We start from the raw sequence: 18,406 nt of genomic DNA, 5'->3' as shown, positions 1-18,406 counted from the left end.
GCTAGTCTTATTTATTTGTATAATTATTGAGAAGCTAGTTTGTTTAAATCTTGATCCAACTTTATAGCATTACTATTGATATGTACCCAATAAACCGTTCCTGTTCGATTTATTACTTGCGTTATTTTTTCGAACTTTTCAAGCCCTCCATTATCATTGACGTACATGAGTAACTCTAAGGGTAACTTAAAGTAATCATTCATGTAATAACTGGTTTTAAACCATTCATCCGACTCATCATACTGAATTTGACCCATATTCGTATATCCATTGTGTGTATCTGCAGTGATCTCAAAAGTGCTCATACCTTCAGCTCCCCGCCATCCTCTAATAACTACTGGATCGATCAACCTCTCATTCATATCCATGACAACTTTGTTTGTCAACTTGCAGTTATCCAGATAGCCGTGTGATAAAGTTTTCAAGTCTGAACTATAGAAAAAATACTTCCCTCCAGGCATCTTAACACTATAGTAGGGCTGGTAAAAATCTGATTCTATAAAGATCAATTGCCGATATTTTGACAAACTGTCTCTGGCGATGACTGTTTGTAGTTCTGATCCTTCTATGTCTTTCTTTAAAAGGTTGTATTTAGTTTGCCCCCAAACTTTATCGGTGTCATAAAGTACATCAACCGAGGTACTTGAACCAAACTGCGTCTTACACTTAACACGTAACCAATATACTCCCCATATTTTTCTTTCCAATGATACGACTTCGTCTATCTTCAATCTCGACTTAGCATCTTTGAGAATTAGTTTTTTAATCTCAGGATCAACAACTTCTTCTGCTCTGACTACCCCTAAGGTGGATATTAACATCATTATAAGTACATATAATCTTTTCATAGTATTATTAGTTTTGTTAACATGGAATTATATTATTTCAATTTGAATCATTTAATGGATCCCTTTATTCTTTTTGATTTTGATAGATTTAGAAGATTTTTCGTCGGCTCTAATCATATTATTATTGTCTCCGATGTAAGTATTCCCTTCAATTAAAATATCCTCACAATTATCAAACTGAAAGGTTGGTGCTTCTGGAAATCGTACTTGTAGATCCTTTGTTTGTACAATATCATTGTTTCGAATAACTATTCCAGCTGTACGATCGGCCCAAACTATACGATTATTGAAGGTTCGAATATTATTGTCTTCAATCACAATATTTCGATCATAGATAGCCTTACTATTAAAATGTTTACCTAATCGTGGTGTGACATAAAATACTGCTTGCTCACTTCCGCCTTGTACACAGTCTATGAAAGTATTATTCCTAATCAACACATCTCCTACTTGACCAGACTCAAACCAATAATAAGTCTCTCCTCTGAACAAAATAGAGGCCATCATTGATGATAATGTATTGTTTTCGATTATTGTTTTAAGAGGAGATTTAAGTACTATATTTCTTGCTCTGTGATTCTGAATAGTACAACCTCGCATAGTAAAAGTTGGGTTCCATGTTTTGTTTTCAAGTACATCTCCTTTTTTCGTTTCAGGTTGAAGTTTGTTTTTGAAAGTCAAAACTGAATACTTTGAATTGATAACCTTTACGTCCATCACCGTATTCACTTCCATTCGGTCAGGGCTGGGTTCATGAATAAACCATAACTCGTCTCCTTGATCTGCAAATTCAAACCCTGTTTGTTGAAAGTGTTCTAGTGATATTCTTACCTGATGGTCGTTCAGGACTTTATCAATGGTAACGTAGGTACCATGAACATTTGTACCATCGTCTAACATATGCTCAAATCGACAATTTTCGATCAATACGTGTCCCTTCATATTGCAAAAATGGGTCGCATCTGCAATGATCGAAACAACTCGATCACTTCCTTCTCTTACATATACTCCTGAATTGGTGAGTGTAAAAGTATCTGATCGCTCTGCTAAAAACCCCATACCTAATGCATGGTGTATTACTACTCGATCGATATTAATATTACTGGAGGATATAACGTGTATAGCAGGGGCATATCTGTTTTCACCTTTGGGTCCTTTTGAATTAAGTATGGAACCTACTGCTGGATACTTTTTGAGTTTTTCATACACCCGAAGATTACCATTGGGCATACGTTCTACAGTAGTGGGTTTGCTATAGATATCTTTAGCATCATAACTAACGGCTGTAGATACCGGATCAAAAGCCAAAGTACTACCTAAACAAGAAAACTTAAATCCGTCTACTAATGGAAACTCAATCTGTCCTCGATTTAGTTTCCAGCTAAATCCATCCGTGAAAGGTTTTATTTCTCTCCACCCTTCTTCTGGATTAATAGCTACAACCTCTCCTTGAAAAGTAAATGGTGTACTCCAATCAATATTTAATCCACTCATGGAAACTTGTCCGCATTTTGAAAACAAAAACGGCATTACTTGTCCACTAAATATAAATTCTGATCCATTCCCCTCAACTTCAACTGACTTGAATCCTTGAAAGGGAAATATTATCTTCTTATAACCATTCTCATGATTCGTAACTGACATGTATTGTTCAAATGCTAAATCAGGTTTGAAAGAGTAAACACCTTTTTCGAAAATTAATTTTATCTCCTCACTTTCTGCTTTTTCTATTGCTTGTCGAACAACGCTGGTAAAGTCTCCTTCATTTGGAGAAAACCTCACTATGTCTTTTGCTTGAATAGTTTCAATTAACAATAATGCTATTAGACTAATCAATATTTTTCTTCCCACCATATTACTATCTATTGATATTAGTACTCTGAATCGAGTTCATAAACACTCACAAGTATCAAACAATTTGTAAGCAAAGGTGTACCTGTCAGTATCTCGAATGTCTCGGGTAGTGTTTCTTTTCACTTACTGTAAAGAATAATCACAAGAACTCTTGAATAAATTGTAAACACAATAGAATTTGAACCATTCTCCATTTTTTAATATTGTCAGATATTTGAAAAACTGCTCCTTTAAGTTTCCTCAAATTGCCCTCACTCCTAATGGTTTCTTGAGTTACAAGCGCACTACCAGTTATAACTATGTTCACTTCTCATCCGAATCTTTTGTGAGAATAATAAAAAAAGCCTCGACTTTATGCAAAAACGAGGCTTTTGATTAAAACATGTCTATTAAACTCTATCTATACCTGTTGGTCTTTTCGGCAATAGCCGTAAAACTTACCATCTCTGATGAGGACTCAATCGTATCTCTTCCATATACAAATGATTGTGCTTCCAGTTCTACTTGTACTTCTTCAAAAGATTCTCCTTCAGCTTCTCCGCTTCTGGTAATTATCAATTTAAGAGTACGGTAATTCACTGAATCAACATCTAATATTTGACCAAAAGCATCTTTCACAATAACGTCCTGAGACCTGTCGTAGCTAGCAGTAATATTATAATCATAATACACATCAGTAGTATCACCTGCTGATATTTCATACTTTACCTCTGACATATCCTCAAAATTAAATGGCAAATACTTGAATACTTGATTACTCGCAAACTCTATTAAAATTGGATCTTCAAGATAAATATCAAATGCTTGTGAACCTGAATATCCAGTAAAGTCTGACAATGAATAAACTTGAGCACTTTCTACATTTGATTCAGGCCATTCTTTTTCACCTCCACAGCTAGCCATACAAATAACTGAAACTGCAAATAATACATATATATGTTTCATTTAATTTTAGTTTGAAGTGTGTCAAGGACGTTTCTCTAATACTACTACTGAATAGTTGTCCATATAAAATACTTGATCTATTGCATCAGCAGGGTTTATAGCGGGTACAACTTTAAAATCCCATCTGTCATTTCCTTCTAATGGTGCATCTAAGTCTATTTCACCTGATACTTCTTCCCACTGACCTCTAGTAACTCCTGAGATATCTATATCCAAATTGAACACTGTGCCTGCGTAATTTGCCGGAGTCCATCTCAAAGTTGTCATAGTATTGCCTGGTTCAAGATATACCATAGTACTAAAAGTATAAGTGCCCGCAGGAATATTAAATGTTCCCATTTTAACACCTTGTAGCGTTCGAACATCTGTAATCCCTGTAGCTCCACTTGAATACTTCATTGAAGCGGTTCCTTCAAACTTCATTGATTCATCTCGTTGATAGAAAACATATGAGTCGTTGGATACTCCAACCCAATAACCTGCCGCGAAAGCTGCTCTCTGATTAGTATTCACATCTTCAAAGCCTGCCCAAGTACTGGCAATTAAATTTACACCTTCTTCTATTTTCACATCTGTAGCTGCAAAAGATGCAAGAGTTCGTTCACTGTCCCCAAGAACATTACCTCCTATATAAGATAGTGTAATTACATCTGTATTGTAAACCTGACTCTCTAAAGTCAAAGAAATAGTGCTATTATCAAATGATACAGCACTGACTGCTATTTCACTATCAAACCCAGCCTCTGCGTTCGTTACATGCACAACAAAGTTGTCTTTTTCTTCAGTTGGGATATCTTCTACTATACCTGTCACATTAAAACTTAGTGTTAAGTTGTCAACCAAACTAACGTCTCCTGATATTTCAAATGGCTTAGTAGATTTAACAATGGATACTCTTAAAGGTATTTGCTTAACAACTGTGGCTTTGGGTAGAGGATCTTCTCTGGATAAAATCAATCTCCCAGCTGCAACTGTTTTACCTATACCTGAGTATATTATCTGTGTAGATTGTTCATCAATAGACTCAATATTACCTTGAGCAGAAGCTACCCAAATCCTCTTAGACGGTTCTCCCTTTACTGTTCTATCTATATAGGTCAAAGCATCTCCTGACTCAACTTCCACTATAGGCCAGTTGGCTATACTATCTGAACTAGGGAACTCATTTTCGTCTACTTTAAGGATAGTTTTACCCTCTTGTTGAATTTCAATAATCGGATAAATGTTATCGTAAACCTTAACTAAGAAAGTAGTATCAATAGTCCATAGATCTGACCCCTGACTACTTTCTGATGGAAACGGGGTAGCACCATTATAACTTACAGAATCTTTATATGTATTATGTAATCTAACATTATTCAGTCCTGCATTGTTAAATAGTACATGAATCGTCTGTTCATTGGATAAAGTGTCCAACTTCTCATTTACAAATAGATGTAATGAATCAGAACCGAAAAAATTTCCCGACAAATACTGATTCCCTTTATCAATAATCCACTCATGAGACTCTTCTCCTTGAGACAAGTCCATAAATGACATAAAATCATTCAAGGAAACACGCAAAGTATCTTCAACCAATTCTTCGCTCATATACCATGACACATCAGTCACTTCATTCGGTGGAGTATACTCATCCTCTTGGCAACCAGACATCACTATTGCGAAGAGGAATACAATATATGCATGTATTTTTTTCATCTTTTTTTGTTTTAAAGTGATCATTTGATTGAAGCGTTAGACTGTAATTCACTGAGTGGAATGGGAAAATAAGCATGTGCTTCTTCATTGAAGTTAAGTGCACTGATCTCATATTCATGATCTAAAGATTCACTACTCCCAGTAGCGTCTATCTGCACAGACATCCTCAGTCTAGTCTGATCGGATCCTTTCGAATCGATAAATGTATAATCATGAAGATAGTATGTCTCTGAAGCCAGTTTTTCAAAATTCTCTTTAAGCACTCCCCATCTTCTCAAATCAATCCACCTAACCTGATGCCCTTCCACTGACATCTCTAGTGGTTTTTCAATAAACCTCAATGTGTCTCTAAGCATTTCATAGGTATAGGACTCCTCTTCGTAAGTTTTGGAACTAAACTCTGCCAACGATGAAGATGACTGCCCTCTAAGCTTCAACCCCCAGCGCTCTCTAACACGATTAATATACATCAATGCCATATCCAGACCAGCACTTCCTTCTTTTTCTAAATATGCTTCTGCTAGCATAAGATAAACATCAGCCAACCTATTGACAGTGACATTTTTCCCTGATGCTCTTACCCCTCCATTTGGCTGATCACTCTCTGTTATTTCTGAAAGAATATCATAATTAGAGTACTTTTTATAATATGCAAAACCCCACCCTTGATGTGCATTTCGTAATGACTCAGTTGCACTTGGTTGCTGATAGTATTCGGTCTGTTCGTCTTCTACAATTGCAATCATTTTCGAACAACGAAGAGGCACATTTCTTACAAGCATAGAGTCTAAAGGCGAGCCTATATGTGCTAGTCTACTTGGTTCATTGGCTGGAATAGGGGCTCCATTATTATCAAGGACTGTATAATAATTACGAATATCAAAAGTATCCATTTCCTCTTTTTTGTACTTCCATACAAGCCAAGCAGGAACGACCCAACCATCTGAAGAATGAGACTGTGCTAGTCTATTGGTTAATGACCAACCATCCCAAACTGATCTAGTTGGGTAGACACCGTTTTCATAGGATATTTCAAATATGGACTCTTCATTCATTTCTCCCGCAGTAGTAAACTGTAAGTCAGTATCACGTACCAATGCATATGCTGCATCGCCATTTTCCACCTTCTCTAAGAAGAAAATAGCTGAATCATAATCAGCCTCATATAAATAACTGGTACCAAGAATTGTAGCCGCAGCTCCACTTGTAGCTCTACCTTGATTCCCCTCATCATAAGCTACAGGAAGATTTTCTTCTGCGAACCTCAAATCAGTTCTAAAGAAAGAAATCACTTCTTCACTAGTAGATAGTGGTTTACTATACTCCTCAGTTGTTTTCGCTACCTCATCTCTTATGACTATGGACCCTTTATTAAATGCTGAGTGCAAATAAAAATGAGCCAATCCACGAAGAAATCTTGCTTGAGCCATTTGAATATTCCATTCATCTATTTCCTCTTCAGTCACTATGTCTCCATTCTGCATTAATGCTTCTAAGCCTTCAATTGTTTGGTTAGCTCTTGAAATGACCAAATAAGTTGACTTCCACTTTTCATCTATAGCTATATTACTAGCATTATAAGTATGATAGTACCATAGAGACAAATCACTTTTATTAGGAATCGGACGACCAAATCCAGGCCATCCCATATCTGATCTCCATGCGTCTATTTCTATAGAAAGAACACTCTCATCCATCAGAGCTGCATAGGTCGAAACTAAAGTAGTCTCTGTCTCATCTAAATTTGCCCAATAGATATCTGTAGAAATTCGATTAGGATCCGTTTCTTCCAACCACTCTTCTCCACAACTCATCATGAGTGTACTAGCAATTGAAAAGATCAATATTTTATTAAGTATATTCATTTTTCTCATGATTAAAGGTTGAGTTGTAAACCGACTAAATAAAGTGCTGTAACGGGATAGTTACCTCTATCCAACCCTCTGGTGCTAATTCCCCCGCCTATTTCGGGGTCATACCCCTCATATTTAGTAATTGTTATTGGATTTTGAGCTGACACATATAATCGCGTCTTCTTGACACCTACTTTGTCTGTGATTCGATTAGGAAGCGTATATCCTAATGTCACCGTTCTCAATCTCAAATAAGATCCATCTTCCAACCACAAATCAGTGTCTCCTGCATAGTTTGGATGCTTATCTCCTTGTTGACGATAGGTAGGAACTGTAGATGTTTGGTTGCCTAATGAATACATTGACACTAAATCTTTATGCCTTCCATATCCATATGCGTTGGCTTTAGCTCCATTCATTATCTCGTGTCCAACAGATGCATACCATTGCATGAAAAAGTCAAAACCTTTGTATTCTAAATTAAAATTGAAGCCTATCTCATAATCTGGTAGTCCACTTCCCTTATATACACGATCATCTTCATCTATGACATAATCTCCATTCTGATCCACGTATATCAAATCTCCTTTTTTAGCGTTTACGTTGATCTTTTTATACTCTGCTAATTTCTCATCGGTATCGATGATGCCATCAGTCTCAAATATCATAAATGCTCCGGCTTCATATCCTGGTACTAAATAGGTAACCTGAGAAACTGCACTAAATGTACCTGGTATTAGCACACCATCATTCATTGGCACCCTACTTCCTAGCTGTTCGACTTTTTTTACTTTGTTTCTATTAGTAGTAAATGTGGCATTAGTACTAAACTTAACCCCTCCAAAATTATCTCGATAACTAAGAGCTAACTCCATCCCTCTATTTTCCATATCCCCTACGTTTAGCCAAACAGTTCTTCTCAAACCATTTCCTGCACCTACGCGACCAGTACCTACAGTACCAGGTAGTGTGTATGGGAATAACATATCCTCTTTGTCGGAAATATAGAAGTCAGCATTCAAACTCAGCTTATTAGCAAAAAAGCCCAAATCAGCACCAATGTTCTTTTGCACTGTAGTCTCCCATTTTACCTCTCCATTAGCATATTCTGCTTGTGTGGAACCTAAAGCAACTGTCTGACTTCCTGCTGAACCAAATAGATAATCGTAGCCTGTAACTATCCCTGCTGAATATGAATAATCAGGAATACGCTGATTACCTGTGGTTCCATATGAAGCTCGCAGCTTGAAGTTATTAACTGTACTACTCAGCGTATTCCAAAACCCTTCCTCTGACACATTCCAACCTACCGACAATGATGGAAAAACTCCAAATCTATTGCCCGATGCAAACCTTGATGACCCGTCTCGTCTTACACTAGCACTGAGTATATACTTACTGTCATAATCGTATTGTAACCTACCTAACAAACCGGTTAGCTTATTAACATAAGCCAAAACTGGTTGTGTAACTTCAGGGTTTCCTACTGCCTGACTAATGGCTTTTATATTGTTGTTAGCTACGCCTGTTTTATTAGCCTGAAAAGCATCTTGTTCAAATTGTTCAACACTGTAAACTGCAATGGCATTGAACTTATGCTGGTTTACTCTTTTAGTATAGTTCAAACGAGCATCCCAAGTATAGGAGAAAAAGTTTATTGCATCATTTGTGATTCCGCTATCTCTATTTCTATCACTTAACACTTCTCCATCAAATGCATTCACAAATTCTTGATAGGGGTCAAACCTAAGTCTATATTGATTAGTAGTGCTTAAACCCAGCCTTGATGATAGTGTCAAGTTATCTATGATGCTATAATCTACATTATAATTCATATAGGTTTTGACTCTTTTATTTTCATCAGTGTTACTAATACTTTCTAGCACCCAGTTTTGACGAGTTATCCCCCCTGTCCCTGGTACTGTAATATTATCACTGTCAGGCGCGTCATTAGTTGGTTTATATCTAATTGTCTGTCCAATCACTCCGCCCGGAGCACTCAACTGATTTTCTAGTGTAATACCCAAATTAGCATTAACCCTCCACTTCTTTGTCTTATATGTCGTGTTTATCCTTGAGTTAAATCTCTCAAATTCAGAATTTATAATTGAACCTTCCTTATTGAAATAACCTAAGGTAACATTGTATACAACATCTCCTTTTCCTCCAGATATATTGGCATTGTAATCCTGTACCGAAGCATGATCTACGATAATCAGATCTTCTAACTTAGTGTCGTTTGTAAAACCTTTTGGAGATCTTCTTAAATCTAAAGTTATTTGATTATCAGTAGATCCCGCCTCTTCTCTTTGTGATACTAAATCCACATAGGATTGTTCTTGAGCATTAAGAAGTGGCACACCTGAAGTGATTTTTTGCACGCCATAGCTACCATTCACACTTATTCTCATGCTACCTTCTTCTCCTTGCTTAGTTGTGATTAATATCACACCTGCAGAACCTCTTGTACCATATATTGCTGCCGAAGCTGCATCCTTTAGAACATCTATTGATTCTATCTCATTGGGAGAAAGACCAGGGTCTCCATTTTGAGGTACTCCATCCACAACATATAATGGAGTATTATTACCTTGAAGCGAAGAAATACCTCTAATCAAAATTTGAGAATTTTCTCCAGGTGCCCCAGAAGCTGTCACATTTACTCCAGCGATTTGACCTTGAATAGCACTACCTAGATCGGAAGTCACTACACGCGTAATATCTTCAGATTTGACGCTAGCTACTGCTCCAGTAACCTCTTTTTTCTTTTGTTCACCATATCCAATCTTAACCACCTCTTCTAGCATCTTGGTATCAGGATCCAAGACAACATCAATGACAGAAGCATCTACTGGTCTCTCAACTAATTTCATACCTATGAAAGTAAAAACCAGTACATCTGCACTGTTGGCTTTTAATGAATATTTTCCATCAATATCTGTTATAGCTCCCGTTGATGACCCCTTAATTCTTACACTTACTCCCGGCAGCCCATATCCGTCATCCGAACTTGTCACTATACCTTTCACAGTATCTTGAGCATACGTCGAAAAAGATATTAATAATGCGATGAACATAATCAAAAGAGCTCGATAGCTGTCATTTAGTTCAAAGCTCATCTCTTCATAATTTTTCTTCATTCATTTAATTTTTAATCAGTTTTCTAGTAATAGTTATTTCACAATACTCTTTGGGGTACGGCTTCTTTCTTATATCACCTCACTATTAACAATAGAAAAGCATAGCACATTTCTTTGCTGACCAGCTAGCTGTATCTAATTTTCAAATAGCCTTTTGATTTTGTATATTATTGTCAGTATTGATTGATAGATTATGATCAATACTAGTGTGTAAAAGTGCTCAGACACTGAATTTCCTGCGAGCCTGTAAATACTTATAATGTATCTCTCAATTCAAATTATTCATTTCCACATACATAAAATGATGTTTTTAGAAATCTCCAGCATATTATCGATTGGTAATTGGACGACACAACATTGTTTATACGAAAACAAATTATATAAATAACATTTTACCCTATACAGAAATCAACATCTAAGAAATTTACAAAACACCAATTCTTATCTCACCTCATGACCTTAAGCCACAAGCAGAAAATAATCACTAAAAAACTATTTAAAGGGCATTTACCCTCAAATAGATATGAATTTACAATCACCTACCTTATGAAACTGGGCCTTCTTTTTATGCCTCCTAACACTTTATAGTAACCTGATTAAAAGAAATAAATAACACCATATAAACAAGTACAGATACACTCTAAAAAAGCGTGAGGCACTTCAATTTCAAGTTCGAAACTTTACTAAAGTGTAATTGTATCAAATTCAGAAATGAAATAAGCTTACCTAAATTCAATTCAACGAATCATATATGTTATGACTTGTCTAAATACTACCTCTAAGGAGTTTAAAACAGTTTCTATTAATCCAATAAATTTCACACAATCGTCACTAAAGTGATCTTAGTTCCACTTGAAAAAAGTGTACAATAGTTCTAGAAAAAATGTACAAATAACATACTACCTTATCGAAAAGACCAATTGACCTTTGATTCCTTCGTTGTATGCTTTTAACTTAACAGTTCCTTCCTTTTCACCTACCACTAATACTGCTGTAGCTATTCCAGCTTCGGCTCTTAAATCATCTGCATTAATAATCTTAATATTACTCGAAGAACTTACCGAAAGTTGATGATTATAATTTGGTACTAAAACACCGTATTGATCAACAGCTCTGATATATGCAAAAATCACATCATTTTGACCTGCGGCTGGCTTGACCCCACTCTCATCAATAATAATTTCAAAGTGATCTACCTCTTCAGGGGTATTTACGTGATCAATGGCCACTGGATGATTATTAATATAACCAACAGCTTTTATTTCACCTTTAGTAAATTTATCGATGTTAAAAATGAATGGAGCATGCTGTAAGTGACTCGAAATACTATCTTGGCTAGGAGCGTTTCGAGCGATCAACTTATCATTTAAATACAGAGCTACTTCATCACAATTACTGAATACTCTTATATTCAATGGAGAACTTTCATTCCAATAACTTGCTATTTTAACCATAGCTTTCTGTCCTGCTAAAGCTGATTTTTGACTTTTATAAAAATAATATGACCATTTGGGAAGTCTAAAAATATCCATCACCCCAGACTCTTCTAATTGATCATAATATCCTCTAGTATAATCATACATCACCCAATAACCATCTCCAAATGCTGGTGTATTTCCTAGGTTGTCATTATATGCTTCTTGGATATTTGTAGCTTGCTGCAACAGCCTGGACTCTCCATACTTTCTAGCTTGTCTACTGCTCAGTTCATATCGAAGTTTCTTATCATATGAATGTTGATTCAACCCTGCATTACTTGAATAATACTCCCAGTCACCGTACTCTGAAACAAAATATGGTTTGGTATGCTTCTCTGGTTGATGATGCATTATTCTATGCTGTCGTGCTTGTAGGAAAATATCGTATCCTTCTTCCATCCATCCAGCACTAAAACACTGATTATTGGGATACTCTTCATGAGCTATGATGTTTAATTTTTCTCTAAACTCTAAGGGCATTTTGGTTTCATTAAGAGACAACTCCCACGCCAATACACACGCATGATTCCTATCCCGACGAATTAAATCCCTCGAAGTTTGGAAAATTTGGTTTCTAAACGCTTCTGTTTCTTGATAATACTGCCATCCTAAAATGGCGTCAAAAACCATCAAACCTAGTGAATCACAGGCTCTCATAAACGAAGGAGAATGTGGGTAATGAGAAAGTCTAACACATTCAAAACCTGCCTCCTTTATTTTAACGGCATCTCTGATTTGAGCATTATCAGACAATGCATATCCAATATATGGATATTCTTGATGTCTATTTACTCCTCGCATATATACTTGCTCACCATTGAGATAAAACTTATTATCTCTAAAAGCAATACTTCTAATACCAATTTGAGTATTCTGTATATCTAATACTTCTCCTTCCCTTCCTCTTAAAGTAGTAATCAACTGATACAAATTAGGTGTGCTCATTGACCAGAGCGCCGGATTCACGACACTTAATTCCTGAGTAAAATCCCGATCTTGGTTCTTAGGTATTTCAATAGCTTCAACTTTATGCTCCGCTACTACGATCCCGTCTTTCAACAACTGCTGAGTCACTGAAGTATGAACGGGCTTGATGCCTTTATTGACAACGTTAGTTTGAACTTTAACTATTGCTCTTTTTTCCGACACTTTTGGATATGTAACGAAAACACCTCCTCCAGCCACTTTATTAGCAAGTATGGGATTAGATACATGTACAGGATTATTAAAATAAAGCCACGCATTTCGATACAAACCTCCGAAAGTATTAAAATCAAGAATCTTCAGAGGTTTTGGTCCGGTAATCTCATTGTCATTATTATCTAATCTGACTACTAGTATATTTTCTTCCCGTAAATCCTTAGACATATCCACTACTACTGGCAAATAACCTCCTTGATGCTCTTTAACCAACTTCCCGTTGAGCCATATTTGAGAAAAATTCATTGCTGCCTCTAATTCCAGATAAATACTTTTACCTAATTGATCTGGAGCAATCTTGAATGATTTTCTATACCAGCATATCCCTTGCCATGCATCAGCAGCATTAAGGGACTCTACATTAGCAGTATGAGGAAGACTTACACTCTCCCAACTTTCATCATTAAAGGATGCTGATGTTACATCACTTGAAGAATGTGCTATCGTTTCTTTTATAAACTTCCACCCTTTATTGAAGTTGACTTTCTTTCCTGCATAGAGTAAATATGGAGTCACAACGAGTACTGCTACGATTACCAACACCCTTTTCAATCTATTTATCATAATCAAAGTGATATTTCTAAATAAATCAAAAGTACATTGACTAGAAAGATGTGGTGTATCTGTGAGTAGAAGTACCGTATTCAGGAATCCATTAATTGACACCTTCACTCCCATACTTACCCGGGGAGACTCCATAGTGGGATTTGAACATACGACTAAAATGAGTTCGAGACTTAAACCCTGTTCGGATGTAGACTTCTGACACTGATAGCCCTTCTTGAACTAACAGTTCGGCTGCTTTGTTTAACCTGTAATGTTTCAACAATTCATAAGGCGTATGATTTGTAAGCGCTTTCACCTTTTGATAGAAATGCGTTCTATTAAAATGTAACTCTTTAATAAAAATATTCAAATCAAGATCTTCATTATCTAGGTGCTCTTCCATCAAATCATAAAGCTTTTTAATGAAAACTTTGTCGTTCTGATTGTTAGTCTTCTTTTCTAGCTCAATGGGAACATCTATTCTAAACCGATCACGAAGCTGTTGTCGATTCTTTAACAGCATTTGAGCGCTCGCAAATAGATGTTTCATCTCAAAAGGTTTAGTAATATAGGAATCAGCCCCCAATTCTAAACCTGCTACTCGGTCATCTATAGATGAACGAGAGGTCAAAAGTAAAACAGGAATATGACTAGTTCGAACATCTGCTTTTACAGCTCTACAGACTTCAAGACCATTCATTTCAGGCATCAGGATATCACTAATAATTAAATCTGGCCATTCACCTTCCATAGCATCCATTAGTTGTTTACCATTCGCGAATGACACCACGTTAAAGTAATCGTCCAAAACACCACTTACGAACGTCCTTAAATCCGAATTGTCTTCTGCGTAAAAGATACTAAGTTCATTAAGTTCTTCATCGACAATTACATTTTCAGAAAGGCTAAGAACATCACTATTGACTTTTTGTTGTTCAAAATCATTTTCACTCTCTAATATATCAGCTATATATTTTGCATTGAAAGCGTCCTCTTTAGTCACTTGAAGTGGTAACATCACACTAAAAATAGAGCCTTTCCCTAGCTCGCTCTCTACTGATATGGTACCGTAATGCAATTCAACCAACTTCTTTGAAAACTCCAATCCTATACCCGAACCTACAGCATAAGTATTTTCTTTCCATGATCTATAAAATCTCTCAAAAATATGAGGCAAATCCTTGTCATCAATTCCCTTCCCTGTATCCTGCACTTTAAATGACACTCCTGTCTCATTCGACTCATAAGTCACTGTGATTGTGTCTCCTTTTTCTGTGAATTTAAAAGCATTGTTCAACAGGTTATTCAATATCATTTCCACCTTCTGCTTATCAGCCATGACAAAGACCTGATTAGGGTTTCCATTAAATTTCAACCTCTTACCTGACTTATCCGCCAAGTGATCAAAGTCTTGTTTTACATCAATCATCAACTCTGTAAAATCAAAACTGGACATGTGTAGTTTAAGATGATTTTCTTCCGCCTTCTGATACTCATGAACCTGTTCTACTAACTGAAACATCTTTTTCGACTGACGCTGAATTAGTTCCAAGTGCTCCCCCACATCTTTATTAGAACTGAGCATTTTAAATAAAACCTGAAGAGGACCTGAAATTAGAGTTAGCGGAGTCCTGAATTCATGAGAAATATTCATGAACAGCTCTATTCTGGCTGTATTCAATTCATCTACTCTTACTCTTTCAAGATGCTCAATCTCTAGCTTGTGGCTTAAGGATTTCATTCTGAGTAAAAACCAAATTACTACACCTGCTGAAATCAGTACTAACAAAACATATAAGATATAAGCTATAGTAGTTTTCCAGTACGGTGGCTTGATAATAATTTCCACCACTCTAGATTCTCCCCATTTCCCTGCTGAATTAGAAGCTTGAGCTTCTAACTTGTATTTACCTGGTACAAGTCCATTGAAGTTTACCTGTCTAAAATCTGAACTTGTTTCTATCCATTCTTTGTTAATTGGAAAAAGCTTATATCTTAAATGGTGAGCTTGCGAATTTGAAAAGTGCAAAGAGATTAACTCAATGGAGATTACATTTTCATCATGATTAAACACTAGCTTTTTTTGTACTCCAAGTTTCGACTGAAGTATCAGCCTACCATTGATCGTATCATTAACTGTTATGACTTTATTATGAATCTTAAGATCTCCAAATATTAGTTTAGGTATTGCTACATCATCCGTGATTTCAGCTGGATTAAAATAACATATTCCATTACCTCCTCCAAAAACCATCACTCCATTATCCAGCTTAACAGCTGCATATTCAAAAGGTGATACGTTGACACCATCCTCTACAGAGAAACTTCTAACAGCCATCGTAGAAGTATTCAACATATTAAGCCCCTTATTAGTAGATATCCATAAATTATTCTTAGAATCAAACAAAATAGCTTTAACAACATTATTATCCAGGCCATCAGTTTCGGATATATTAACTAAGGTCGGCTGACTAGAGTCGAAGTTGATCACCTTGCATACCCCGCCTTGCTCCATCCCTATCCATAAGTCATCATTTGGCAGCCGAGCTATTGAACTAATAAAGTTATTAGGCAGAGAGGTTGGATCATTTTTATTGTGTTTTAAATTAAGGACCTCATCTAACGAAACTTCTAGAACATTCTTTAAAGGCAACCTAAACAACCCGTTTAACCTGCTACCAACCCATACGTAGTCATGTCTGGGGTCTTCTAATATTGTCTTAATTTCGCTATTTGTTGGGTACTGTAACCCCAAGACTTCATTCAAATTTACAATTTCAAGGATATTACCCTGATCATCGGTTTTGAAACGATACAAGCCCTCAATAGAAGCCAACCAAGTATAACCGAACCTATCAATTATTACAGAACGAACTGTAATAGATTCAAGCTTTGGAAAGTCAGAGTGACGAATAGGCTTCCATATCTCCATGTCTGGTTTCAATAAAAATAATCCATTTGAAGGAGTACCTTTCCAGTAATTACCCTGCTGATCTTTTACTAACAGCTCCCCCTTAAATCGAAATCTATTATCCCTTACCCTATCTGGTAAAAAAGATAATTCTTCCTTTTCAATATCAAAAGCACTCAAATTTCCAAAATAGACCCCAATTGCTATGCTTGTACTATCTATTGATGTAATATGAAGAATTTGTTTAGTGCGATCAGTTTCACTTAACCGTACCCCAGAGTAACCAAAAGGTGTTGTTTTGGATTTAATATTGTATATACCTTCGTTAAACGTACCTATCCAACATCCACTACTCAATGTGGGAAGTATGTAACTAACCTTCATCAATCTCTGTTGTACAGGCTCGCATCCCCACCTACTCTTAGGTTCAATGTTTAAAAGCTCATTTTCATTCTTAAACATTAATACTCCATTATATTTAGTACCTATCCATATTTCACCTTCCTTACCAATAGCGCTGAAGCTAATTTGCTCTTCAAATGACCGACCTACAATGTTCTCATACTTGAACCTTCCATCCCTTTTGATGACATCAAAAACAACCATGCCATTAGGGTGACTACAGTATATTCTACCATCAGTTGACCGAGATAAACTTAGAGCATGAGAGTTGATATCTTCCTTAAGAATTTTATCAAATTGTTGTTTGGCAAAGTCAAAGGAGTATAACCCATTAGTCGTAGAAACCAGAACTGTATTATCATCTAGAGGTAAAACATCGAATACCCAAAAGACTTTACCCTCAAAAGCTGGAATATACCTTCCTACTAACTGCTCAGTTTTCTCATTAAAAATCAATATGCCTTCCAACTCTGTGGCGCAAATCACATATTGACCAAATTTTCGAATCTGCCTTACTTTTGGACCTGAATCACTAACCTTAAAGTCTATATTCGAGTAAACAACTTCAAACTTTTGAATATTGTCTCGGTAAATACTTATCCCTTCATCAGTTCCAATCCAAATATCTCCCTCATCATCTTGATATAAAGAACGAACCCTGTTGCTCGTTAAAATCTGATCTCGACCATTGTTTCTATAAACATCAAAAGAATAACCATCATACCTATTTATACCATCATAAGTACCGATCCATAGATAGCCATTTTTATCCTCAAGAATAGATGTAACTCCATAATGAGACAATCCATCAGACATAGAATACCGAGTCGGCTTTTCAACCCCATTTCCTGCTTTTGCAAAAACATTAAAAAATAAGAGGAATAGAGAAAGTATCCCCAATTTAACTTTATCAATCATCAATTATAGTAGTAGTAGTAGTAGTAGTAGTAATTCCAACGATTTGGAAGGCAGGAAAATTATTCAATTGCATAACATAAATGAATTCAATCTACGTTTTTTAGGAAGTAAAAACTATACCTAACAGAGTCTAACTGTCTACCATTATTGACAAAAAGTCTAAATGTATTCTGTCTCTTACTCTTATCTAAAAAATATTTATCTCTTCTATTTCCATCTAAACCAGACGATAAACCCTCGACAGCATATTTCATTTTTAGAAATCAGTAATTGAAACTTCTAAAGACATAGTTAAAAAGCTAATATGTCTTAAAATCTCCAGACAAAAAGTAAAAAGTGTAAATCGTTTTAATAGTACACTACCCATGCGAAAAAAATTATGCATACTCTCCACCCCTTGCATATATGCACACTCCCTACCCCTTGCATATATGCATACCCTATATAGTGTGCATAAATTATTTTTTACCTTTTTTAAATTATGCACACCCTAAGACCCTTGCATATATGCACACCCCTTAGGGTGTGCATATATTAATTTGAACTTTTTAGAAATCGGATATAAAGGCATATCAAGATATATTTGGCTTTCGATGAAGCTCTCTGACCCGAA

General features: G+C 36.0%; 8 protein-coding genes. All 8 read right to left on the bottom strand.

Features of this window, described 5'->3' with window-relative positions; translation table 11 throughout:
• Positions 1–23: 23 nt before the first annotated feature.
• The 8 genes from DKG80_RS09965 to DKG80_RS09930 all read right to left on the bottom strand — a co-directional run bounded on the left by DKG80_RS09965 (position 24) and on the right by DKG80_RS09930 (position 17,793).
• Positions 24–848: a hypothetical protein gene (locus tag DKG80_RS09965; protein ID WP_162555801.1), complete on the bottom strand. Its 825-nt coding sequence runs from the start codon at positions 846–848 to the stop codon at positions 24–26.
• A gap of 51 nt (positions 849–899) precedes the next feature.
• A complete protein-coding gene (locus DKG80_RS09960) occupies positions 900–2,702 on the bottom strand; it encodes an alpha-1,3-galactosidase-related protein (protein ID WP_221409101.1) in 1,803 nt (600 codons plus the stop codon).
• 396 nt (positions 2,703–3,098) lie between these two features.
• Complete coding sequence (locus tag DKG80_RS09955; protein WP_162555800.1) at positions 3,099–3,647, bottom strand: hypothetical protein; 549 nt, start codon at positions 3,645–3,647, stop codon at positions 3,099–3,101.
• Between the two features lie 21 nt (positions 3,648–3,668).
• The gene (locus DKG80_RS09950) at positions 3,669–5,345 is read right to left on the bottom strand and encodes a SwmB domain-containing protein (RefSeq protein WP_162555799.1); all 1,677 of its coding nucleotides are present in this window, start codon (positions 5,343–5,345) and stop codon (positions 3,669–3,671) included.
• 20 nt (positions 5,346–5,365) lie between these two features.
• Positions 5,366–7,210, bottom strand: coding sequence for a RagB/SusD family nutrient uptake outer membrane protein (locus DKG80_RS09945; protein ID WP_162555798.1), 1,845 nt, complete (start codon positions 7,208–7,210; stop codon positions 5,366–5,368).
• Positions 7,211–7,221: 11 nt separating this feature from the next.
• The gene (locus DKG80_RS09940) at positions 7,222–10,338 is read right to left on the bottom strand and encodes a SusC/RagA family TonB-linked outer membrane protein (RefSeq protein ID WP_221409100.1); all 3,117 of its coding nucleotides are present in this window, start codon (positions 10,336–10,338) and stop codon (positions 7,222–7,224) included.
• A gap of 899 nt (positions 10,339–11,237) precedes the next feature.
• Complete coding sequence (locus DKG80_RS09935; RefSeq protein ID WP_109831192.1) at positions 11,238–13,715, bottom strand: glycoside hydrolase family 2 TIM barrel-domain containing protein; 2,478 nt, start codon at positions 13,713–13,715, stop codon at positions 11,238–11,240.
• Positions 13,672–17,793, bottom strand: coding sequence for a hybrid sensor histidine kinase/response regulator transcription factor (locus tag DKG80_RS09930; protein ID WP_109831191.1), 4,122 nt, complete (start codon positions 17,791–17,793; stop codon positions 13,672–13,674). Before DKG80_RS09930 ends, DKG80_RS09935 begins: the two co-directional genes overlap by 44 nt.
• Between the last annotated feature and the right edge of the window lie 613 nt (positions 17,794–18,406).

It is taken from the genome of Reichenbachiella versicolor, assembly GCF_003171675.1.
GTDB lineage: Bacteria > Bacteroidota > Bacteroidia > Cytophagales > Cyclobacteriaceae > Reichenbachiella > Reichenbachiella versicolor.
Note: the sequence above shows the minus strand (reverse complement) of the source record. Positions and strands in the feature narration are given on the sequence as shown.